Source organism: Micromonospora sp. L5 (genome assembly GCF_000177655.2).
GTDB classification, from domain to species: domain Bacteria; phylum Actinomycetota; class Actinomycetes; order Mycobacteriales; family Micromonosporaceae; genus Micromonospora; species Micromonospora aurantiaca.
On sequence record NC_014815.1, the window covers coordinates 5,399,707 to 5,422,192 of the forward strand.

General features: G+C 74.8%; 20 protein-coding genes. 16 read left to right on the top strand and 4 right to left on the bottom strand.

Translation table 11 applies throughout. The annotated features are described in order from the left end of the window. The first annotated feature begins 118 nt into the window (after positions 1 to 118). The 6 genes from egtA to ML5_RS24830 all read left to right on the top strand — a co-directional run bounded on the left by egtA (position 119) and on the right by ML5_RS24830 (position 5,563). On the top strand, positions 119 to 1,354 hold the full coding sequence (egtA, locus tag ML5_RS24805) for an ergothioneine biosynthesis glutamate--cysteine ligase EgtA (RefSeq protein ID WP_013476623.1): 1,236 nt from the start codon (positions 119 to 121) through the stop codon (positions 1,352 to 1,354). Further along, a complete protein-coding gene (gene egtB, locus ML5_RS24810) occupies positions 1,351 to 2,658 on the top strand; it encodes an ergothioneine biosynthesis protein EgtB (RefSeq protein WP_013476624.1) in 1,308 nt (435 codons plus the stop codon). The genes egtA and egtB overlap by 4 nt, the downstream gene beginning before the upstream one ends. Before the next feature lie 9 nt (positions 2,659 to 2,667). After that, on the top strand, positions 2,668 to 3,450 hold the full coding sequence (egtC, locus tag ML5_RS24815; RefSeq protein ID WP_013286561.1) for an ergothioneine biosynthesis protein EgtC: 783 nt from the start codon (positions 2,668 to 2,670) through the stop codon (positions 3,448 to 3,450). Then, a complete protein-coding gene (gene egtD, locus ML5_RS24820; protein WP_013286560.1) occupies positions 3,447 to 4,412 on the top strand; it encodes an L-histidine N(alpha)-methyltransferase in 966 nt (321 codons plus the stop codon). The genes egtC and egtD overlap by 4 nt, the downstream gene beginning before the upstream one ends. Before the next feature lie 227 nt (positions 4,413 to 4,639). Beyond that, positions 4,640 to 5,227, top strand: coding sequence for a TMEM165/GDT1 family protein (locus ML5_RS24825; protein ID WP_013286559.1), 588 nt, complete (start codon positions 4,640 to 4,642; stop codon positions 5,225 to 5,227). Positions 5,228 to 5,359: 132 nt separating this feature from the next. Next, a complete protein-coding gene (locus tag ML5_RS24830) occupies positions 5,360 to 5,563 on the top strand; it encodes a hypothetical protein (protein WP_013286558.1) in 204 nt (67 codons plus the stop codon). Between the two features lie 60 nt (positions 5,564 to 5,623). On the opposite strand, the gene nhaA is transcribed toward ML5_RS24830, so the two are convergent. Then, positions 5,624 to 6,925, bottom strand: coding sequence for a Na+/H+ antiporter NhaA (nhaA, locus tag ML5_RS24835; protein WP_013476625.1), 1,302 nt, complete (start codon positions 6,923 to 6,925; stop codon positions 5,624 to 5,626). A 161-nt stretch (positions 6,926 to 7,086) separates the two neighbouring features. Then, positions 7,087 to 8,934 carry a nucleoside-diphosphate sugar epimerase/dehydratase gene (locus tag ML5_RS24840; RefSeq protein ID WP_013476626.1) on the bottom strand — a complete coding sequence of 616 codons (1,848 nt, stop codon included), beginning with the start codon at positions 8,932 to 8,934 and terminating at the stop codon, positions 7,087 to 7,089. 185 nt (positions 8,935 to 9,119) lie between these two features. Here ML5_RS24840 and ML5_RS24845 point away from each other — a divergent pair, with 185 nt between their 5' ends. Then, positions 9,120 to 10,568, top strand: coding sequence for a polysaccharide biosynthesis tyrosine autokinase (locus ML5_RS24845; RefSeq protein ID WP_013286555.1), 1,449 nt, complete (start codon positions 9,120 to 9,122; stop codon positions 10,566 to 10,568). Here ML5_RS24845 and ML5_RS24850 read toward each other — a convergent pair. After that, complete coding sequence (locus ML5_RS24850) at positions 10,549 to 11,103, bottom strand: low molecular weight phosphatase family protein (RefSeq protein ID WP_013286554.1); 555 nt, start codon at positions 11,101 to 11,103, stop codon at positions 10,549 to 10,551. The two genes, ML5_RS24845 and ML5_RS24850, sit on opposite strands and share 20 nt — an antisense overlap. A 144-nt stretch (positions 11,104 to 11,247) precedes the next feature. On the opposite strand from ML5_RS24850, the gene ML5_RS24855 reads away from it, so the two are divergent. From ML5_RS24855 to ML5_RS24890, 8 genes are all read left to right on the top strand, one after another. Then, positions 11,248 to 12,489, top strand: a complete 1,242-nt coding sequence (locus tag ML5_RS24855) for a glycosyltransferase family 4 protein (protein ID WP_013476627.1) — start codon at positions 11,248 to 11,250, stop codon at positions 12,487 to 12,489. 102 nt (positions 12,490 to 12,591) lie between these two features. Further along, the gene (locus ML5_RS24860; RefSeq protein ID WP_013476628.1) at positions 12,592 to 14,376 is read left to right on the top strand and encodes a DUF4012 domain-containing protein; all 1,785 of its coding nucleotides are present in this window, start codon (positions 12,592 to 12,594) and stop codon (positions 14,374 to 14,376) included. A 13-nt stretch (positions 14,377 to 14,389) separates the two neighbouring features. After that, on the top strand, positions 14,390 to 15,010 hold the full coding sequence (locus ML5_RS24865) for a hypothetical protein (protein ID WP_013286551.1): 621 nt from the start codon (positions 14,390 to 14,392) through the stop codon (positions 15,008 to 15,010). A gap of 98 nt (positions 15,011 to 15,108) precedes the next feature. Beyond that, positions 15,109 to 15,525 (top strand): protein-tyrosine phosphatase family protein, encoded by a 417-nt coding sequence (locus ML5_RS24870; RefSeq protein ID WP_013286550.1) that lies wholly within the window; start codon positions 15,109 to 15,111, stop codon positions 15,523 to 15,525. A 101-nt stretch (positions 15,526 to 15,626) separates the two neighbouring features. Beyond that, positions 15,627 to 16,913 carry a D-alanyl-D-alanine carboxypeptidase family protein gene (locus ML5_RS24875; RefSeq protein WP_013476629.1) on the top strand — a complete coding sequence of 429 codons (1,287 nt, stop codon included), beginning with the start codon at positions 15,627 to 15,629 and terminating at the stop codon, positions 16,911 to 16,913. Positions 16,914 to 16,975: 62 nt separating this feature from the next. Beyond that, entirely contained in the window at positions 16,976 to 18,139 is a 1,164-nt protein-coding gene (locus ML5_RS24880) for a UDP-N-acetylglucosamine--LPS N-acetylglucosamine transferase (protein ID WP_013476630.1), read from the top strand. Continuing rightward, on the top strand, positions 18,136 to 18,858 hold the full coding sequence (locus ML5_RS24885; RefSeq protein ID WP_013476631.1) for a polysaccharide deacetylase family protein: 723 nt from the start codon (positions 18,136 to 18,138) through the stop codon (positions 18,856 to 18,858). Before ML5_RS24880 ends, ML5_RS24885 begins: the two co-directional genes overlap by 4 nt. A gap of 100 nt (positions 18,859 to 18,958) precedes the next feature. Next, positions 18,959 to 20,239: a D-alanyl-D-alanine carboxypeptidase family protein gene (locus ML5_RS24890; RefSeq protein WP_041784268.1), complete on the top strand. Its 1,281-nt coding sequence runs from the start codon at positions 18,959 to 18,961 to the stop codon at positions 20,237 to 20,239. A 15-nt stretch (positions 20,240 to 20,254) separates the two neighbouring features. On the opposite strand, the gene ML5_RS24895 is transcribed toward ML5_RS24890, so the two are convergent. Next, entirely contained in the window at positions 20,255 to 21,280 is a 1,026-nt protein-coding gene (locus ML5_RS24895) for a LacI family DNA-binding transcriptional regulator (protein WP_013286545.1), read from the bottom strand. Positions 21,281 to 21,479: 199 nt separating this feature from the next. Between ML5_RS24895 and ML5_RS24900 the strand changes: the two genes are divergently transcribed. Beyond that, positions 21,480 to 22,445, top strand: coding sequence for an acetylxylan esterase (locus tag ML5_RS24900; protein ID WP_013476633.1), 966 nt, complete (start codon positions 21,480 to 21,482; stop codon positions 22,443 to 22,445). The last annotated feature ends 41 nt before the right edge of the window (positions 22,446 to 22,486 follow it).

Sequence of the window (22,486 nt, forward strand, 5' to 3'; positions counted from 1 at the left end):
CTCTCCGGGCAAGCGGAACTCGTCTGCTAGACAGAGGATGGTGGGGCGGCGTCCCGTGCCGTCCCGGCCGGGCGCGTCGCCACGACGTTGTCGCCCATCGCCGAGGAGGAGCCGTCCCATGGTGATGTCGCCGGATCTGGACCGGGCAGTCGTCCTGGGGGACGAGGAGGCGGCCCGGGGCCACCTCGCCCGGATCTGCTTCAAGACCGGGCCACCCGCACTCGTCGGCGTCGAACTGGAATGGACCGTGCACGACGCCGCGGACCCGGCCCGGCCGGTCGACCGCGAGCGACTACGCGAGGCGCTGGGGCGGCACAGCCCCGTGACCCTCGACCCCACCAGCCCGGCCGACGAGCTCCGGCGCGGCGGCGCCGTGACCGTGGAGCCCGGCGGGCAGGTGGAGATCTCCGCGACACCGCGATCGTCGGTCGCCGCGCTCATCCTGGCCACCGAGGCCGACGTCGCCGAGCTGCGGGCCCGGCTGGACGCCGCCGGCCTGGTGCTCGGCCGCAGCGGCATCGACCCCTGGCGCCTTCCCCGGCCTGTCGTGGAGACCCCGCGCTACCGGGCCATGCGGTGCGCCTTCGACCGGCGCGGCCCGGCGGGACGGGCGATGATGTACAGCACCGCCGGCCTCCAGGTCTGCCTGGACGCGGGCGAACCGGAGCACGTGGCCCAGCGGTGGGCCGCCGCGCACGCCGTCGGCCCGCCGCTGCTCGCCGCCTTCGCCACCGCCGACCGGCACGCGGGCCGCCGCACCGGCTGGGCCTCCGCCCGGATGGCCACCTGGCTGGCCATCGATCCGGCCCGGACCCGTCCGGTCTGGTCGCCCGAGCGTGCCGACGAGGACCCGGTGGCGGCCTGGACCGGGTACGCGCTGGCCGCGCCGCTGCTGTGCGTACGCGGCGACGGCCCGGACTGGACCGCGCCGCCCGGTGTCACGTTCGCCGACTGGCTGGCCGGGGCGCTGCCCCGCCCACCGACCACCGACGACCTGGAATACCACCTCAGCACGCTGTTCCCGCCGGTACGCCCGCGCGGCTACCTGGAGCTGCGCTACCTGGACACCCAGCCCGGCCCGGAGTGGACCGTGCCGCTGGCGGTGCTGGCGGCGCTCTTCGCCGACCCGGCCACCACCCGGGACGCGCTGGCGGCGGCCGGCCCGGTCGCCGACCGGTGGCGCGCGGCGGCCCGGTGCGGGCTGGCCGAGCGTCCGCTGGCCACCGCCGCGGCGGCGCTGTTCGACCTGGCCCTGACAGCCCTGCCCCGGCTCGACCTGCCGGCCGGCATCCACGACGAGACCCAGCGAGCGATCCGGCGGCACCGCGCCGCCGCGGAGAGGGGACACCGGTGACCACCACCGAGCGACTACGCGACCGGATCGCCGCGGAACTGGAGCGGACCCGGGCCCGTACCGCGCTGCTGACCGACGCGGTGGACGACGACGACCTGGTCCGGCAGCACTCCACGCTGATGTCGCCGCTGGTCTGGGACCTGGCGCACGTCGGCAACCAGGAGGAGCTGTGGCTGGTCCGCGACGTCGGCGGCCGCGACCCGGTGCGCCACGACATCGACGACCTCTACGACGCGTTCAAGCAGCCCCGCAAGGACCGGCCGGCCCTGCCGCTGCTGCCCCCGGCCGAGGCCCGCGCGTACGTCAGTACGGTACGGGAGAAGGTATTCGACCTGCTCGACGGCATCCGCTTCACCGAGCGTCCCCTCGTCGCCGACGGGTTCGCGTTCGGCATGATCGTGCAGCACGAGCAGCAGCACGACGAGACCATGCTCGCCACCCACCAGCTGCGTGCCGGCGCCCCGGTGCTGGACGCGCCGCCCCCGCCGGAGCCCCGGGCCCGGGTCGGCGGGGAGGTGCGGGTGCCGGCCGGGCCGTTCACCATGGGCACCTCCACCGACCCGTGGGCGCTGGACAACGAGCGCCCGGCGCACACCGTCGACCTGCCCGCGTACGTCATCGACGCCGCGCCGGTGACGAACGGGCAGTACCGGGCGTTCGTCGCTGACGGCGGGTACGACGAGCCGCGCTGGTGGAGCGAGGCCGGCTGGCGGCACCGGATCGAGGCGGACCTGAGCGCGCCGATGCACTGGCGGCGCGACGGGGACGGCTGGGCGTACCGCCGGTTCGGCCGCTGGTCGCCGGTACGCGACGACGAGCCGGTGGTGCACGTCTGCTGGTACGAGGCGCAGGCGTACGCGGCGTGGGCCGGCAAGCGGCTGCCGACGGAGGCGGAGTGGGAGAAGGCGGCCCGCTGGGATCCGGCGACCGGCCGGTCCCGCCGCTACCCGTGGGGCGACGAGGACCCGGCCACCGAGCACGCCAACCTGGGCCAGCGGCACCTGTGGCCGGCGCCGGTGGGCGCGTACCCGGCGGGCGCCTCGCCGCTGGGCGTGCACCAGCTCGTCGGCGACGTGTGGGAGTGGACCTCCTCGCCGTTCCGGGGCCACCCGGGCTTCACCGCGTTCCCGTACCGGGAGTACTCGGAGGTCTTCTTCGGCGACGACCACCGGGTGCTGCGCGGCGGCTCGTTCGGCACCGACCGGTCCGCCTGCCGGGGCACGTTCCGCAATTGGGACTACCCGATCCGGCGGCAGATCTTCAGCGGTTTCCGCTGCGCCCGTGACACCGGACCCGAGGAGTGAGCCGGCCCGATGTGCCGTCACCTCGCGTATCTCGGTCCACCCGTGCTCCTGCGCAGCCTGCTGTCCGACCCGCCGTACGGGCTGCTGCGCCAGTCGTGGGCGCCGCGTGACATGCGTGGCGGCGGCACGATAAACGCCGACGGTTTCGGCGTCGCCTGGTATCCCGACGACGGCGACCCGGTCCGCTACCGGCGGGCCCAGCCGATGTGGAGCGACACCACACTGCCGGAGCTGGCCGCCGTGACGCGGGTGCGGGCGGTGCTGGCCGCGGTCCGATCCGCCACCGTCGGCATGCCGCTGCACGAGACCGCCGCGGCGCCCTTCGCCGAGGGGCGGTGGCTGTTCAGCCACAACGGCGTGGTGAAGGGCTGGCCGGACAGCCTGGTCCCGCTCGCCGCCGGCCTGCCCGTGCGCGACCTGATCACACTCGACGTGCCGACCGACTCGGCGCTGCTGTGGGCGCTGGTCCGGCACCGGCTGCGGGCCGGCGCGCCACCGGACGAGGCGGTGGCGGACACCGTCGCGGCGGTCGCCGCCGCCGCTCCCGGCTCGCGGCTGAACCTGCTGCTCACCGACGGTACGACTGTGGTGGCGAGCACGGCCGGGCACGCGCTGTCGGTGCGCCGCGGCCCGGACTCGGTGCTGCTGGCGTCCGAACCGTTCGACGACGACCCGGCCTGGCGGGCCGTGCCGGACGGCCGGCTCGTGGTGGCGACCACGGGCGGGCTCGACGTGCGGGAGACGACCGCCGTCCGACGATCCGTACCCACCGCAAGAGAGGACACTCGATGAGCGCGGAGCCGCTGGAGATCCACCTGGAGCAGCAGGACCTCGACCGTGGGTTGCGGGAGGACGTGCGGGTCGGGCTGGCCGCGACGCCGAAGTGGCTGCCGCCGAAGTGGTTCTACGACGCCCGGGGCAGCGAGCTGTTCGAGGAGATCACCCGCCTGCCGGAGTACTACCCGACGCGGGCCGAGCGGGCGGTGCTGGCCGCGCACGCCGACGACGTCGCCACCATGACCGGGGCGAAGACGCTGATCGAGCTGGGTTCGGGTTCGTCGGAGAAGACCCGGCTGCTGCTCGACGCGTTCACCCGCCACGGCGACCTGGGCACGTTCGTGCCGCTGGACGTCTCGGTGAGCGCGTTGCGGTCGTCCACCGAGCAGATCGCCGCCGCGTACCCGGGGCTGCGGGTGCGGGGGATCGTCGGTGACTTCACCCGTCACCTGGACCGGCTGCCCACCGGCGGCCGTCGTCTGGTGGCGTTCCTCGGCGGCACGATCGGCAACCTGCTGCCGGTGGAGCGGGCCGAGTTCCTCACCGCGATGCGCGCGGCGCTGGAGACCGGCGACTGGCTGCTGGTCGGCACCGACCTGGTCAAGGACCCGGGCGTGATCGTGCCCGCGTACGACGACGCGGCGGGCGTGACCGCCGAGTTCAACCGCAACGTGCTCCGGGTGATCAACCGTGAGCTGGGCGCGGACTTCGACGTCGACGCGTTCCGGCACGTGGCGGTCTGGGATCCCGACCGGGAGTGGATCGAGATGCGGTTGCGCGCCGAGCACCCGGCCCGGGTGCGGGTCCTGGACACCGACGTGGTGTTCGCCGCCGGCGAGGAGCTGCGGACCGAGGTGTCGGCCAAGTTCCGGCCGGAGGGGATCGCAGCCGAGCTGACCGCCGCCGGGTTCGACAGGCGGGCGTTCTGGACCGACCCGGACGGGCTGTTCGGGGTGAGCCTGGCCCGCGCCGACTGAGGGCCGCCGTGGCCCCGCCCACACCCGGTGACCGGGGCGGCCGGTGATCGGCTAGGCTGGCGGCGCGAAGGGGAGTAGCCCCCAATGTCGTGGTCGACACACTGGTGCGTTCCGCATCCGGCCACGCGGCCCCGGTCTCCGGGGCGGGCGAGACCTTCGACTCAGGCTGTCGCAGCCGGGTCGAGGGCGCCCCCGTTCCTCCTCCCGGCTTGATCGGGAAGGTTCACATGGAGGGTTTCCTCGTCGCGCTGGTGGTCAGCTTCGGCGTCATCTTCGTCGCCGAGCTGGGCGACAAATCCCAGCTCATGGCACTGACGTTCGCCACGCGGTTCAAGCCGGTGCCGGTGCTCATCGGCATCACGATCGCCACCGCCGTCGTCCACCTGGCCTCGGTGGCCATCGGGTACGGCCTGAACGCCGCACTGCCCACCGACTGGATCTCGCTCATCGCCGGTCTGGCGTTCCTCGGCTTCGGCGCCTGGACGCTGCGCGGCGACAGGCTGACCGAGGAGGAGAAGCGCAAGGCCGAGCGCGGCGGTCGATCCGCCGTCATCGCCGTGGGTGTGGCGTTCTTCCTGGCCGAGCTGGGCGACAAGACCATGCTCGCCACCATCACGCTGGCCACCAAGTACGGCTGGTTCGGCACCTGGCTCGGGTCGACGCTCGGCATGGTCGCAGCGGACGCGCTGGCGATCCTGGTGGGCCGGATGCTCGGCCGGCACCTGCCGGAGCGGACCATCCGCTACGGCGCGGCGGTGCTGTTCGCCATCTGCGGCCTCTGGCTGATCTTCGAGGCGGTCTCCGAGCTGACCTGAGCGGAACCGACGTGAGTGGTGCGGCGGCGCCCGATGATCGGAGAGCGCCTCGGTGGGTAAGTAGCCCGGGTGAGCGCCGTGGCGGTGACCGCCCGGCGGAGGACGAATCGGCACGACCGGGAGGTTCCGCCCATGAGCAGGCACGACGAGCCCAACGAGTACGGCTTCGCCGGGGGCGCCACCGCGCCGGAGCCGCCGCCGGGCGGGCGCGAGGACGAGCAGGACCGCGCCGAGCAGGTGGCCGTGCCCGGTGACGACCTCACCGCCCCGGCCGCCGAGGCGCTCGAGGAACCGGAGCGCAAGCGCGAGCCGCGCCCGGCCGAGCGCCGGCGCTGAGGCGTACCGCGCCGACCCGTGCGGCGGGCGTGACCGGCTGGTCACGCCCGCCGCGCCGGTTCAGGCCGGGCCCTCCTGGTAGACGTCCGGGACGCCGTCGCCGTCGGCGTCCCGGCTCTCCCGCTCGCTGATCCGCCGGTAGACCCGGTTGCGGCGGACCAGCACCACCGAGGCCAGCAGCGCGGAGGTGAGCGAGCCGAGCAGCACCGCCACCTTGACGCCGTCCTCCTCCGGGCTGCCGGCGCCGAACGCCAGCTCGCCGATGAGCAGCGACACGGTGAACCCGATTCCGGCCAGCAGCGCCAGCCCGGCCAGGTCGGCCCAGGTGATCTCCTCGTCCAGTTCGGCCCTGGTGAACCGGGCGAGCAGGTACGTCGAGCCGAACACGCCGATCACCTTGCCGAGCACCAGCCCGGCGGCCACCGCGAGCACCACGGGGCTGGTGAGCACGCCGCCCAGGTCCACCCCGACCAGCGTCACCCCGGCGGCGAAGAAGGCGAAGACCGGTACGGCCAGGCCCGCGGAGACCGGCCGCCAGCGGTGCTCCAGCCGCTCGGCGAGACCGGGTGCGCCGTCGCGTCCCCGCAGTACCGGCACGGTGAAGCCGAGCAGCACGCCCGCCACCGTGGCGTGCACACCGGAGGCGTGCACCAGCGCCCAGGCGGTCACCGCGAGCGGGATCAGCGCCCACCACCAGGTCCGCCGCCGCTGCACGAGCAGCCCGAACGCGGCGATCGGCAGCAGCGCGGCGAGCAGCGGCAGCGGGTGGAACCCGTCGGTGTAGAAGACCGCGATGATGGTGATCGCGAAGAGGTCGTCGACCACGGCGAGGGTCAGCAGGAAGGCGCGCAGCCCCTGCGGCAGGTGGGAGCTGATGACGGCGAGCACGGCGAGCGCGAAGGCGATGTCGGTGGCGGTGGGGATGGCCCATCCGCGCAGGCCGGTACCGCCGGCGCTGAGCGTCACCGCGAGGTAGACCAGCGCGGGCGCGATCATGCCGCCGAGCGCGGCGACCACCGGCAACGCGGCCCGCCGGGGGTCGCGCAGGTCACCGGCGACGAACTCGCGCTTGAGTTCCAGGCCGACCACGAAGAAGAAGATCGCCAGCAGCCCGTCGGCGGCCCAGGTGCGCAGGTCGAGGTCGAGGTGCAGGCCGGCGCCGCCGGGCCAGGGCACCCAGTGGCTCAGTTCGGCGTACGTGGCGCGCCACGGCGAGTTGGCCCAGATCAGGGCGAGCACCGCGCCGAGCAGCAGCAGGCCGCCGCCGACGGTCTCGGTGCGCAGCACGTCGGCCAGGAAGCGGGCCTCCGGCCAGGAGCGGCGGGACAGCAGGCGGGAGCGGTGCGGAGTGTGCTGGGGCATGCGGCGTCCGTTCGGAAGCTGGGGTCGGCGGAACCATCGCCGACCAGGCTTCCCGGCACACCTGGACCAACCCTAACGGGCGCCGCCACCGGCGGCGAGCCGAGCCGGCCGATGGGACGCCCGTCTCACCACCTGGGTGGGGCGTCCCGTCGGCCGGCGGGTCAGCGCTGCCCGGGCAGGGCCGGCAGGGACGCCCCGACCGGGTCGCAGAACGCGGCCATCCGCTTGATCAGCTCGTCCGGGTCGGCGTACGGGTCGAGCCCGCGCACCTCGTCCGGGTCCAGTTCGGGCACGGGGACGTGGGAGATGAGTGGGTGCAGCGGCCGGCTGTCCACCTCGTCGGCGCCGAACAGGTGCTCGTGCAGCTTCTCGCCCGGTCGCAGGCCGGTGAAGACGATCTCCGTCGGGCGGTCCGCCTCGGCGGCCAGCCGGCGCGCCACGTCGGCGATCCGGACCGGCTCGCCCATGTCGAGCACCAGCGCCTCGCCGCCCCGGCCGATCGTCGCGGCCTGGAGCACCAGGTGCACCGCCTCCTGCACGGTCATGAAGTAGCGGGTCACATCGGGGTGGGTGACGGTGATCGGCACCCCGGCCCGGATCTGCGCCTGGAACGCGGTGAGCACCGAGCCGCGGCTGCTGAGCACGTTGCCGAACCGGACGCTCAGGTATCGGCCGTCCAGGCGCTGCGCGTGGTACGCGGTGAGCCGTTCGGTGATCCGCTTGGAGTAGCCGAGGACGCTCGCCGGGTTGGCCGCCTTATCGGTGGAGATGTTCACGAACTCGGCGACGTCCCGGCACGCCTCCAGCACGTTCAGCGTACCCAGGATGTTGGTCTTGATCGCCTCGCCGGGATGGCGCTGGAGCAGCGTGAGGTGCTTGAGCGCCGCGGCGTGGAACACCACGTCGGGCTGCCGGTCGGCGATCACCCGGGCGATGCCCTCGGCGTCGCGGATGTCGGCGAGGATCAGCTCCGGCCCGTCCAGCAGCGCGCGCCCGTGCAGGGACATCTGCAAGGCGTGCAGCGCGGACTCGTCCCGGTCGAGCATCATCAGCTCGTCCGGCTCGCAGCGGGCGATCTGCCGGCACAGTTCCGAGCCGATCGAGCCGCCGGCGCCGGTGACGAGCACCCGGCGCCCGGCCAGCCCGCCGCGCTCCACGCTCAGCTCGGCCACCCGGTGCGCGCGGCCCAGCAGGTCGGTGAGCTGGAGGTCGCGTACGTCGGTGGCGGCCACCGGGCGGTCGAGGACCTCGCGTACCGGCGGCAGGACCTTGAACGCCGCGCCGGCCTCCAGCGTGCGGGTCCGGACGTCGCGCAGCAGCTGCGGATCCGAGCCGCTCATCGAGAAGATGACTGTGCTCGCCCGGGTGGCACGGACGGCGGCGGCGATCTGTTCCCGGCCGCCGAGCACGCGCAGCCGCTCCAGCCGCAGTCCGCGGCTGTCGGGCGCGTCGTCGAGCAGGCCCACCGGCCGGTAGCTGCTGTCCGGGTCGTGCAGCAGCACCCGGACGAGCCGCTCGCTCGCCGCGTCCACCCCGTAGATCAGGCAGCGCTCGGCGTGTCGTGCGGCGGGCGGCCGGCGGTCGGCGTGGGCCCGCCAGACTCCCCGGGCGGTCGCCATCACCACGAGTGCGACCGAGCCGCCGATCAGCGGCGTGCTGGCCGGCACCGGGTGCTGCGTCCACGGCAGCAGGGCGACGAAACCGACGGCCGCGACGAGCGCGACGGTGGTGGCCAGGCCCTGCGCGTCGCCGGCGCTGCCGATCGGATACCGGCCGTAGAGCCGGGACCGCAGCAGCGTGAGCACGGCGTACAGCGCGGCGCAGGCCAGCGCCATGCCGAGCGTACGGGCGCTGGCGGCGGCGGTGAGGTCGAATTCGTACCGCGTCCAGGCGGCGCCGAGAAAACCTCCGCACCACGCGGCCGTGTCCAGCGTTAACAGGGAAAGGGTGGCGGCGCGGTGGGTGATCCGGCCGGCGGGTCGAACGGCTGTGATCGCGTCACGATCCATGGGCTGCCCTCTACGTCCTATCCGTATTGAAAGGATTAGACCGTCTGTGCCTGTTCGGTCGTTTACTGTCGTCCAGTCACGTAACGTCGTGAATAGGCGATTCGATCCTGGCACGGCGACTGGTGTTTTTAGGGGGCTTTCGTGCAGTTTCATCGGCAGACCGGCGTGTCGCGAGGGGGAGCGTGATGGACGTTCTCGGCTACCTGCGCCTGGTCCGACGCCACTGGTGGATCGTGCTGGTGACGGTGATGCTCGGTCTGGGCACCGCCGCGCTGGTGACGGTCCGGACGGCGCCTCGGTACGAGGCCTCGGTGACGTTCTTCGTCACCACGCCCAGCCAGGGGGTCACCGACGCCTACCAGGGCAGCCTCTTCCTCCAGCAGCGGGTGAAGTCCTACGGTGACCTGCTCACCAGCGACCGGCTGGCGCAGAGCGTGGTCGCCGACGCGCCGCTCGGCCTCACCGCCGACCAGGTGCGCAGCCGGATCCACACCACCGCCACGGCCGGCACGGTCCTGCTCCAGGCGACGATCACCGACACCGACCAGACCCGGGCGTTGAAGACCACCGAGACGCTCGCGACGAAGTTCACCGATCTGGTACGCAAGGTCGAGACGCCGCCGGACGGCAAGGCCCCGCCGATCAAGATCGAGGTGGTCAGCGGTCCCCGCGTCACCTCCAACCCGGTCTCGCCGCAGCCCACCCGCAACCTGGTCCTGGGCGGTCTGCTCGGCCTGCTGCTCGGCGTCGGCCTCGCAGTGCTGCGCGGGGTGGCCGACGTCCGGATGCGCGACGGCGCCGGGCTGCAACGGGTGACCGGCAGTCCGCTGCTCGGCGAGATCCCGTACGAGACCGGCGCGCGGTCGGCGCCGCTGATCGTCGGCGACGCGGCCACCTCCGCCCGGGCCGAGGCGGTCCGCAAGCTGCGTACCAACCTGCGCTTCGTGGACGTGCACGAGCCGGCCCGGGTCATCGCGGTCACCAGCGCGTTGCAGGGCGAGGGCAAGACCACGATGGCCTGCAACACCGCCATCGCGCTGGCCGAGGCGGGCTGGCGGGTGCTGCTGATCGACGCCGACCTGCGCCGCCCCAAGGTCGCCGACTACCTCGGGCTCGACGGCGGCGTCGGCCTCACCGACGTGCTCGTCGGCGACGTCCAGGTCGGTGACGTGGTGCAGCGCTGGGGGGAGAAGTCCCTGCTGGTGCTGCCCAGCGGCGCCACCCCGCCCAACCCGAGCGAGCTGCTCGGCTCCAAGTCCATGGCGGACCTGCTGGTCGCGCTGCGGGACTCGGCGGACATCGTGGTCATCGACACCGCGCCGCTGCTGGCGGTCACCGACGGCGTGGTGGTGGCCGTGCAGGCCGACGGCGCGCTCCTGGTCACCCAGCAGGGGCGTACCTCCCGCAGCCAGGTCGCGGCGGCGGCGCACGCGCTCAGCTCGGTCTCGGTGCGCCTGCTCGGCTGCGTGCTGAACATGGCCAAGGTGGCCAAGTCGGACGCCTACCAGTACGAGGCGTACAAGGTGGTCGTGCCGCCAGCGGCGCCCTCCGTACCGGCCGACCGGGCCGGCACCCGGCGGGGCGCGAAGGCCGTGGGCGACCGGACGCAGGAACTCACCCGGCTGTCGCGATGAGTGCGAGCACGGGCCGGATCGACCGCTCGATCTCCTCGGCACAGCGCCGGAAGTCGGCGGGCGAACCGCCGATCGGGTCGCGCAGGTCCTCCGCGTCGGGGGCGGCGGGTTGCAGCCGCCCCCGGGCGCGGACCGCGGCCGACACCGCTGCCCGCAACGGCGTGCCCGCCTCCGCCTCGGCGGGGCGGGCCTCGGCCGCCAGCCGGGCGAACTGCCGCAGCGTGAACGTCCGGGTCAGCGCGGCCGGCGCCAGCGAGGTGCAGGCCGAGCGTTGCCGGCGGGTCGCGGTCAGCACCAGCGCCGCCCCGGTCAGGTGCTCGGCGCGCAGCCGGCGGGTGCGGAAGGCCGCCGGGTCCGCGCCGGTGGCCGCGGTCACCTCGACCGCGTACGGGTGCATGGCAGCACCGTCGATCGCGTCGGTCCCCGCGCTGGCCACCGCCAGCGGCAGGCCGGCCAGCATCCGGCGGGCGATGAACTCCGCCATCGGTGACCGGCACATGTTCGCGTGGCAGACGAAGAGCACCTCGTCGACCATCTGCACCCCTCTCGTCGGCACGGTCGCGACGGAGGGTGCCGCGACGGCGTTCTTCCGGCGGTCGCGGCCGGACGCAGAGGGGATGCGGGAATGGTACGCGCTGCGGTGCCCGGCCGTCCGGAAAGCCGCGCCGGGAGCGCGGTCATGAGGGTCGGCATCCTCACCTACCACTTCCCGCCGGAGCCGGCGTTCGTCCCGGGCAGCCTGGCCGAGGAGCTGGTGGCCCGGGGCCACGAGGTACGGGTGCTCACCGGCTTCCCGGACTACCCGGGCGGCCACGTCTATCCCGGCTGGCGGCAGCGCTGGCGGCACCAGACGCACAGCGAGCGGCTGACCGTGCGCCGGGTGCCCCGGTACGCCGCGGGCGACGGTTCCGCCCGTGCCCGCGCCGCGACCTGGCTCTCCTTCGCCGGCAGCGCCGCGCTCGCCGGCCGGGGCCTGCTGCGCGACGTCGACGTGCTCTACGTCTACGGCCATCCGGCGGTCACGTTCGCGGCCACCGGGCTGCTGCGGCTGCTCGGCCGTACGCCGACCGTGCTGCACGTGCAGGACGTGTGGACGGAGCGGGACGGGCGCTCGGCGCAGGACAGCGGGTGGCCGGCGCGGCTGGAGGCCGCCACCCGCCGCCTCTACCGGGAGTCGGCGGTGGTGGGTGTCGGTTCGCCGTTCATGGCGGATCTGGTCCGCGCCGGTGGGGCCGACCCGGGCCGGGTGCGCGCCGCGCCGAACTGGACCGACGAGCGGATCTTCCGGCCCACCCAGGCCGGTCCGGCCGTGCGGCGGCTGGTCCGCCGGGACGACCGCTGCGTGGTGATGCACGCCGGGACGATCGGCGTGCGCCAGGATCTGGAGACGGCGGTCCGCGCGGCGGCGGCGCTCGGCGACCGGATGGATCTGGTGCTCGTGGGTTCGGGTCCGCAGGAGCGGCGGGTGCGAGGGCTCGCCGCCGACCTCGGCGCGGACAACGTCCGGTTCCTGGAGCGACGGTCCGCGGTGGACATGCCGCAGCTCTACGCCGCCGCCGACTACCAGCTCGTGGCCCAGCGCGACCTGCCGGAGCTGCGTGGCCGGGTGCCCGGCAAGCTCCAGGCCGCGCTCTCCTGCGCCGCGCCGGTGGTCGCCTCCGCGGCGGGGGAGACGGCGGAGGTGGTGGAGCGGGCCCGCGCCGGTCTGTCCTGCCCGCCGGAGGACTGGGCGGCGCTGGCCGACCGCTTCTGGCTGGCCGCCGCCATCCCGCCGGCCGCCCGGCTCGACATGGGCAGGCGGGGACGTGACGCGTACCTGCGGGACATGTCGATGCGGGCCGGTGTGGACCGGATCGAGGCGCTGCTGCACGAGGCGGCCGAGCGACCGTCGAACCGAACAAAGTTCGCACACAGCAGTTAAATCGTCAGAGTGTCGAATAACGCCTCGAACGAGCACTTTTTCATGCTAAAAAGCACTCGATCGCGAATTGTGTCTGATTCGACCGACGCATAGGGGGAATCCGTGAGCGGACCTGGTGCCACGCCCGTCCGGCGGCGCCGCTCGCGACGGCGCCGGCGCACCAGGGTCCGCCGGATCCTGCTGACCGGGCTGGTCGTCGTGTCGGTGCTGCTCAGCGCCGGCGGCTGGGTCGCGTTCCGGGGCTGGCAGGCCCGCGCTCACCTGGTGAACGCCGCCGGGCTGGCCCGGGAACTCAGCGCCCAGGTGCTCGACGGCGACGTGGCCCGGGCCCAGCGCACGCTCGCCGCATTGCAGGAGCAGGCCGCCGCCGCGCGCGGCGAGACCGGGGATCCGGTGTGGTGGGTCGGCCAGCAGACGCCGTACGCGGGGGACAACCTCGCCGCGGTGCGGCAGATCTCGGTGGCGGTGGACGATCTGGCCCGGCTGGCGTTCCCCACGCTGCTGCGCGTCGACCTCGCCTCGCTGGTGCCGAAGCAGGGCAAGCTGGATCTGGCCCGCCTGCGCGCCGTCTCGGCCGAGGTCTCCGCCGCCGACCAGGCGGTACGCCGGACCGCCGACCGGCTGCGGCAGGTGCCCACCGGTGACCTCGTGACGCAGGTACGCGACGCGGTCACTGCGCTGCGCGCCGAGCTGGACCAGCTCGGCGAGCTGACCTCGGCGGCTGACCGCGGCGCCCGGCTGCTGCCGCCGCTGCTCGGCGCGGACGGGCCGCGCAGTTATCTGCTGGTCTCGCAGAACCCGGCCGAGCTGCGCGCCACCGGTGGCATGTTCGGCGCGTACGCCGTCCTGCGCGCCGAGGGTGGGCGGATCCGCCTCGTGAAGCAGGGCAGCTCGTCGGACCTGCGCTTCTTCGACCCGCCACTCAAGGTCGACGCGGAGGCGAAGCGGCTCTGGGGCGAGCTGCCGGGCATCTATCCGGCGGACGTGAACCTCAACCCGGACTTCCCGGCCGCCGCCGCGCTCTACCGGGACATGGTGCGCCGCCGGACCGGCACCACTGTGGACGGGGTCCTGGCGGTCGACCCGGTGGTCCTGTCGTACCTGCTCGGCGTCGTGGGTCCGGTGACCGTGCCGGACGGGCCGTCGCTGGGCGCCGCCACCGCCGTACGGACGCTCCTCAGTGACTCGTACCGGGACCTGGACACGAAGGACCAGGACGAGTACTTCACCAAGGCCGCCTCGGGCGTCTTCGACACCCTGTTCACCAAGACGGTCGACCCGCGCGCACTTTTGACCGTTTTTACCCGTTCAATCAATGAACGTCGGATATTGTTCTGGAGTGTCCGATCTGAGGAGCAACGCGCACTGGCCGGCAGCCGACTGGCCGGTCAGCTCCCGGAGAAGGACTCCGTGCCGACTGTCGGCGTGTTCCTCAACGACGGCAGCGGCGCGAAGCTCGGCTACTACCTCAGGTTCTCGGCCACCGTGACGGTCGGCGAATGCCACCCGGACGGGCGCCGTGAGCTGCGGCTGCGGGTCACGGTGCACTCCACCGCCCCGAAGTCGGGCCTGAGCAAGTCGGTCACCGGGCTTGCTCTGGCCGGCGACAAGTACACCGCACGCACCTTCGTCTCCGTCCACACGCCCACCGGCGGCGCCGTGCTCACCGGCCGGCTGGACGGGCGGGACACCGCGATGGGCAGTGGCACCCACGGCCGCCGCCAGGTTGCGGTGGCGAACGTGGAGACGCGCCCGGGGCAGACCCGGACGCTCGACGTCACGGTGCTCACCGGCAAGACCGGCGCCGGGACGGCCGAGCTGGTGCACACGCCCACCGTCACCCCATGGACCACCCAAGTAGTCAACGCACCAAGCTGTGAACAGTAGGAGGGAAACCATCATGCGGCTATCCCGCATCATCATGGCGCTCACGGTGGGCCTGGCCGTAGCGGCCGTGCCGACCGCGGCCGGGGCGGCGCAGCCGCAGCCCCCGGTCTACCCGCCCGAGGTCGCGTCGCTGACCGTCTCACCGACCACCATCCGGCTCGGCGAGACGTTCACCCTGCGGGGTTCGAACTTCGCGCCGAACGAGTCGGTGCGGATCGACGTGGCGATCTCGGGCCTGCCCGCGGCCGCCCCGGCCGAGGGGACCGCGCGGCGCAGCGACGGCAGCACGGTGGCGATGGCGCCTGTCGCCTACACGCCCAACCGTGCCCAGCCGCAGCCGGCGCCGACCACGTTCACCGTGACGGCCGACGCCAGCGGCAACTTCACCGTCACCTACCGGCCGACCCGGCCGGGCCGGTACACGTTCACCGCCACCGGTCTGACGTCCGGACGGATCGCCAGCGCCACCGGCACCGTCCTGCCGCCGCGGCCGACCCGGCCGCCGCACAAGGGTGGACTGCCGGTCACCGGTGACAGCATCGGCACGCCGCTGAAGCTCGGTGGAGGCCTCGCCGCCGCCGGTGCGGTGCTGCTCCTGGCCTCCATGGCCTGGCGCCGCCGTCGCCTCGGCTGATCCGAGGCGCGCCGGGGACGACCCGGCTCGATCGTGAGTGCCCGCCGGACCCGGTCCGGCGGGCACTCACGTGTCCGGCCGACACGACACAATGAGCCATGGACGCGACACCGTGGACCGACCAGGCCGGCCTGCTCACGCTGCCCGGGGGTGCCACCGTGCGCGGACGCCGGGTCGCCGAGCCCGGTTCGCCCGCCGACTTCGCCCTGCTGCTGGCGCCCGGTCCCGAGCCGGAATGGCCGGTCCGGCGGGTCCGCTGGCCCGACTTCTGGATCCCGGCCGACCGCGCCGACGCCCTCGACGCGCTGCGGGAGGCGTGGCGGCGCGCGTACGCGGGGGAGCGGGTCGAGGTGGCCTGTCACGGCGGCGTCGGGCGCACCGGCACCGCACTCGCAGCGCTCGCCGTGCTGGACGGGCTGCCGCCCGCGCGGGCAGTGGCCTGGGTCCGCTCCCACTACCACCGGCGCGCGGTGGAGACGCCGTGGCAGCGGTGGTGGCTGCGCGGCGTGCGCTGACACCCCGGCCGGTCACCCACCGGGAGCGTCCGGTCGGCGCGGCGTCACGACACCGGTGAGCCGTCCCGACCTGATCATCGGGATCGGTAGGGTGCCTTCTCATGAGAGCCCGGGCCCTGGCCGTCGCCACCGCCGTCACCCTGCTCGCCACCGGGACGCCCGCCCCGGCCGCCGCCGCCCCGGCCACCACACCCGCCGCCCCGGTAGCCGCCCCTGGCGCCGCTCCCGTGCCCTGCCCGCGCCTGCCCGCCCCGAAGGTCAGCCGGCCGCCCCGCCCGGCACCGCCGGCCACGACGCCCGAACAGGCGGCGGTGGGCGGCGAGGCGCTGGCCGGCGCCGGGCTGGTCGTGCCACCGGGCAGCCCCGCGCCCCCGGCGGTCACCGCCACCACCTGGCTCGTGGCGGACCTGGACACCGGCGAGGTCCTCGGCGCGTGCGGCGCACACGTCCCCGGCACCCCGGCCAGCACCCAGAAACTGCTGCTGGCCGCCACCATGCTGAGCCGGCTGGACCCGAAGCACGTCGCCGTCGCCACCCGCGCCGACCTGGACATCGAGCCGGGCAGCTCGGCCGTCGGCCTGCTCGTCGGCGGCCGCTACAGCGTGGAGACGCTGTGGCTGGGCCTGCTGCTCCAGTCCGGCAACGACGCCGCGAACATGCTGGCCCGCCTCGGCGCCGGCAGCGCGCAGGCAGGCGTCGCCGAGATGAACGAGCAGGCCCGCCGGCTCGGCGCCGGGCAGACGCACGCGGTCACGCCGTCCGGCCTGGACGGTCCCGGCCAGTTCACCAGCGCGTACGACCTGGCGCTCATCGCGCGGGCCTGCTTCGCCGACGCCGCGTTCCGCCGGTACGCGCTCACCGAGCGCACGCAGATCCCGGCCCAGCCCGCGCTGAAGAAGGGCGGGTTCCAGATCCAGAACGAGAACCAGCTCATCTACCGCTATCCCGGCGCGCTCGGCGGCAAGACCGGCTTCACCGAGCTGGCCCGGCACAGCTACGTCGGCGCCGCGCAGCGGGACGGACGCCGCCTCGTGGTGACGCTGCTCGGCGCCGAGGCCCGCCCGGTACGCGGCTGGCAGCAGGGCGCCCAGCTGCTCGACTGGGCATTCCGGCTGCCCCGGGACGCCTCGGTCGGCCGGCTGGTCGAGCCGGGTGAGCGGGACGCCGAGGCGGCGGAGCCCCGGCAGGCGGCGGCCGCCGAACCGAGACGTACCGCCTCCCCGCCGTGGCGGGGACCGGCCGGGACGGCGCTGCACCGCATCGGCGACGGGGACTGGCGGGTGATCGTGCCGGTCGCCGGTCTGCTGGCCCTCACCGTCGGCGGGGTGGCGGCGGTGCTCGCCGCCCGCCGCGGCCGATCCCGCCGCCGCGGACGCCGCCGCGCCTGACCCGGTCACCGGCGCCCCGGGCGAGGTCGCGTGGACACCGGTTCCGTGGGTATGCGCCCGGCATGGAGCACCCGGGCCGGATCGTGGTGGTCTCGGCGGACATCGGCGCCGGACACGACCGGGCTGCCGACGAACTGGCGCACCGGCTGCGCGCGCGGGGCTTCGCGGTGGACCGGCTGAACCTCCTGCACCTGCTGCCCCACCCGGTCCACCGGGTGGTACGCGAGACGTACCGGGGCGTGCTGCACCGGCTTCCCTGGGGCTACCACGCGCTGTTCCGGCTGACCGGCAGGTCGCAGACCGCCGTACGCGCGATCCGCGCACTGCTGCGGCCGTTCCGGCGTCACCTGCGCCGCCGCATCCCGCCCGACACGCGGGCCGTGGTCACCACGTATCCGTTCGCCAACCAGCTCCTCGGCCCGCTGCGGCGCCGCGGGCGGCTCCGTGTCCCGGTGATCACCTATGTGACGGATTTCGTGGTGCACCCGACGTGGCTCGCGCCGGGCGTCGACGTGTACTGCGCGGTCCGTCACGCCGAGACGCACCAGGCCTCCGCCGCCGACGTCACCGCGGTGCAGCCGCTGGTGTCCCGCGCCTTCACCCGCACCGGCCCGGAGGACCGGCGGCGGGCCCGGCAGCGGTTCGGTCTCCCGGCCGAGGGTGTGCTCGCGCTCGTCGTCGCGGGCTCCTGGGGCGCCGGCGAGGTGGCGGCCACGGTGGCCGAGGTCGCCGCCGCGGGCGTCCGGCCGGTCGTGGTGTGCGGGCACAACGCGGCGCTGCGCCACCGGCTGCGCGGCGCCGGCCGGCACGTGCTGGGCTGGGTCGACGACATGCCGGCGCTGATGCGCGCCGTCGACGTCATGGTGGAGAACGCCGGTGGGCTGACCTGCCAGGAGGCGCTGGCGGCCGGGCTGCCGGTGGCCACGTACCGGCCCATCGCCGGGCACGGACGCGCGAACGCCGCGATCCTGGCCCGCGCCGGCCTGAGCCGGTGGGCTGCCACACCGCAGCAACTCGGGCCGGTGCTCGCGGCGGTGATCGGGACCGGACCGGTGGCCCCGTCCCGCGACGACGTGTCCCAGGACCCGGCCGGCCTGGTCGCCGAGGCGGCACGCCGGGCACCGCCCGCGGGCCCGGCTGGTACACGTCGCCCCCTGCTGGACCCGGTCGGCGACGCGGTCGCCGTCCTCGCCGCGCTGCTCCAGTCCACCGGCGGGCTGCGATGAGAGCCGCCACCCTCGCCCGGGCCGCCGCGCTCGCGCTGCCGGCGGTGCAGGCGGCGCCGGTGGTGACGGCGCTGCCCGCCGTACGGCGGCTGCTGCTGCCCGGCCTGCACGGGCTCGGGGCGCCCGACCGGGTCGCGCTGACCTTCGACGACGGCCCGGACCCGGAGTCCACCGGCCACGTCCTGGACGTGCTGGCGGCGCACCGGGTCCGCGCCACGTTCTTCGTGCTCGGCGCGATGCTGCGGCGCCACCCGGCGCTGGGTCGCCGGGTGGTCGGCGACGGCCACGAGATGGCCGTGCACGGCTGGACGCACGACAACCTGCTGCTGCGCGGTCCGGCTCGCACGGTTCGCGATCTGACCCGTGCGTACGACCTGGTCACCGACGTGACCGGCCGTCCGCCCCGGTTCCTGCGACCGCCGTACGGCGTGCTCACCACCGCCGCGCTCGTGGCTGCCCGGCGGCTGCGCCTGCGGCCGGTGCTGTGGAGCTGCTGGGGCCGGGACTGGACCGCCACGGCCACCGCCGGCACCGTCGCACGCACCGTCCTGGCCGGGCTGGACGGGGGCGGCACGATCCTGCTGCACGACTCCTCCCGTACCGCCGCGCCGGGCGCCTGGCGGGCCGGTCTCGCCGCGCTTCCGCGCGTGCTGGCCGAGTGTCGCCGGCGCGGATGGCACGTCGGCCCGCTCGGCGGCCACGGGCTCCGCGCGCGCTGATCCGCGAACGGGCGGCGGAGCCTACCGCGTGCCCGCGGCGCCGGAACGCGAATCCCGGAGCCGGTGACCCGTTCGGGTCGGCGTGGCTAGCGTCCGGGGCATGAGGACCTGGGGACCCTTCGTGGCGCTGGCCGCCGCCCTGCTGCTGCCGGTGCCGGCGACACCGGCCGTGGCCGCCGTCCGCTCGCCCGTACGCCGGCTGCCCGCCGCGCCGCCCTGCCCGAACGTGCCGGCCCCGTCGGCCCGGCCGCCGCAGCCGCCACCGGCGCCCGACCCGGCCGCGCGGGCCGTCGGCGGCGCCGCGCTCGACACCGCCGGCCTGGTCGTCCCGCCCGCGTCGAGCGCGCCGCCTGCGGTGACAGCCACCTCCTGGGTGGTCGCCGACCTGGACAGCGGCGCGGTGCTCGGCGGCTGCGGCCCGCACGAGTACGGCGTACCGGCGAGCGTGCAGAAGCTGCTGCTCGCCGCCACCATGCTGCCCCGGCTGGACCCGCACCGGGAGGTGACGGTGACCGCCGGGGACCTGGCTGTCGAACCGGGCAGCTCGGCGGTCGGGCTGGTGGAGGGCGGGCGCTACCGGATCGAGACGATCTGGCTCGGCCTGCTGCTGCGTTCCGGCAACGAGGCGGCCAACGCGCTCGCCCGCCTCGGCGGCGGCCCGGACGGGCTGGCCGGCGGGGTGCGGGCGATGAACGAGGAGGCGCACCGCCTGGGCGCCCGGCAGACGCACGCGGTCACCCCGTCCGGGCTGGACGGACCGGGGCAGTTCACCAGCGCGTACGACCTGGCGCTGATCGCGCGGGCGTGCTTCGCCGACCCGGCGTTCCGCAGGTACGCCACCACCCGGATCGCGCAGATCCCGGCCCAGCCGGCGCAGCGGGCGAAGGGGTTCGCGATCTCCAACGACAACATGCTGCTGGACCACTACCCGGGCGCGCTCGGCGGCAAGACCGGCTTCACCGACCTGGCCCGGCACACGTACGTCGGCGCGGCCGAGCGCGGCGGGCGGCGTCTCGTGGTCACGCTGCTCGGCGCCGAGGTGACCACGCAGCGGGGCTGGCAGCAGGGCGCGGCGCTGCTGGACTGGGGGTTCGCGCAGCCCCGCGACGCCGCGGTGGGACGGCTGGTCGAGCCGGGGGAGCTGGACCGGCCGGCGCCACCGGCGGGCGGGGCGGCCTCGGCGCTGGCCGGGCAGGCCGGTCTGCGGGGCGGCGGGGCGGCACCCGGGCCGCGTCCCGGTACGGGCGTGACTGTGGCGGTGGGCGCGGTGCTGACGGCCGGGGGAGCGCTGCTGCTGGCCCGGCGTCGCCGTAACGCCGCCGCCGTCGCCCTGTCGGCCGGGTCGGCTCTACGGGAGCCGGAAATTCCGGAACAGGACTGAAAGGAGCGGCCCGGATCAGCGGTAGGCGGGCCCCGCTGTGCTGTCCCGCACCACGAGTTCGGTGGCCAGCTCGACCCGGGGCGAGTCGATCTCCTCGCCCTGGGCCAGCCGCAGCACCGTACGCGCGGCGAGCCGGCCCATCTCCACCAGCGGCTGGCGCACCGTGGTCAGCGGCGGTGAGGCCCACCGCGCCTCGGGCAGGTCGTCGAAGCCCACCACGCTCACGTCGTCGCAGACCCGCAGCCCGCGGCGGCGCACCGCCTCGTACACGCCGAAGGCCATCTGGTCGCTGGCGGCGAAGATGGCCGTCGGCGGGTCGTCCAGGTCGAGCAGCGCGCCACCGGCGGTGAACCCGGAGGCGTGGTAGAAGTCGCCGGGCTGCACCAGCCGGTCGTCGGCGGCGACTCCGGCGGCGGCCAGCGCGGCCCGGTAGCCGTCCAGCCGGGCCCGGCTGCACAGCAGGTGCGGCGGGCCGGCCACGAAACCGATCCGGCGGTGGCCGAGCTTGAGCAGGTGCTCGGTGGCGGCCAGGCCGCCGGTCCAGTTGGTGGCGCCGATCGCCGGCACGTCCGTGGCGGCCACGCCGGCCGCCGGGTCGACCACCACCACCGGCACGTTGAGGCGCCGCAACTGGGCCTGCACGGCCGGGCTCAGGTGCGAGGTCACCACGATCACGCCGTCGGACGCGCGGGCGCGCAGGTTGTGCAGCCACTGCCGGGTGGAGCTGGACTCGCGGTGGATCGCCGAGACGACGGTGCCCACCCCGGCGGCGTGGCTGACGTCCTCCACGCCGCGGATGATCTCCACCGCCCACGGGCTGTCCAGGTCGTTGAAGACCAGGTCGACCAGGTCCGCCCGGCGCACGGTACGGCTGCCGCGGCGGCGGTAGCCGTGGTGGCGCAGCAGCTCCTCGACCCGTTCCCGGGTGTCCGGCGCGACGTCGGACCGCCCGTTGAGCACGCGCGACACGGTCGGGACCGAGACGCCGGCCTCCCGTGCGATCGCGGTGATGGTCACCCTGCGCTCGTCGTCCGCGCTCACCCGTGTTCCCTTCGCCGGCTGCCGGAACCGACCGGTAGACCGTCCCGCCCCACGCACATCTTGCCGTACGCCGAGGGCTTGACGACAGGCCGGACCGGCCCTAGCGTTCGCACGAGTTGCGGAAACGTTCCGGAAATGCGCCCGTCATCTTCCGACGGCTCGCCGTCCACCCCCGACGAACGACGAGGAAAACCGAGGCGTGTTCACCGACCTGACCGAGGCCGAACTCCGCACCTACCGCAGCGACCTGCACGAGCCTCCGGACTTCGACGCCTTCTGGGCTGACACTCTGGCACAGGCGCGCTCCTGCGGCGACCCCGTGACGGCGACTCCGCTGCCCACGCCGCTGACCGCTGTCGACGTCTTCGACGTGACCTTCCCCGGCTTCGCCGGACAGCCGATCCGCGCCTGGCTGCGGGTGCCGCGCGGCGCGACGGAGCCGCTGCCCACGATCGTGCAGTACGTCGGGTACGGCGGCGGCCGCGGCCACGCGCTGGAGAACCTGCTCTGGTCCGCGGCCGGCTTCGCGCACCTCCAGATGGACACGCGCGGCCAGGGCTCGGGGTGGAGCCGGGGCGACACACCCGACGTCGCCGCCGCCGGACCGCAGGCGCCGGGCATGGCCACCCGGGGCATCGAGGACCCGAACAAGTACTACTACCGGCGCTTCCTCACCGACGCGGTCCGCGCCGTGGACGCCGCGTGCGAGCTGCCCGCTGTCGACCCGGACCGGCTCGCCGTACTCGGTCACAGTCAGGGCGGCGCCGCCGCGCTCGCCGCCGCCGCGCTGGCCCCGCGGGTCCGCGCGGCTGTCGCGCACGTGCCGTTCCTCTGCGACATCCCACGCGCCATCACGATCACCGACGCCACGCCGTACCGGGAGATCCGCGACTACCTCGCCGTGCACCGCGACCGCGCGGAGCAGGCGCTGCGCACGCTCGGCTACGTCGACGGCGTCGCGTTCGCCCGCCGCGCCACAGTGCCGGCCCGGTTCTCCGTCGCACTGATGGACGAGATCACGCCGCCGTCCACCGTCTACGCCGCCTACCACGACTACCGGGGCGACAAGGATCTGACGGTGTGGCGGTTCAACGGCCACGAGGCGGGCGGCATCGACGACGACGCCGCCGCCGTCGACTTCCTGCGTACCGTGCTGGGCGGCTGACCACCGGTTCCGCCGATGCCGGCCCGTTCGGGCTGGTAGAC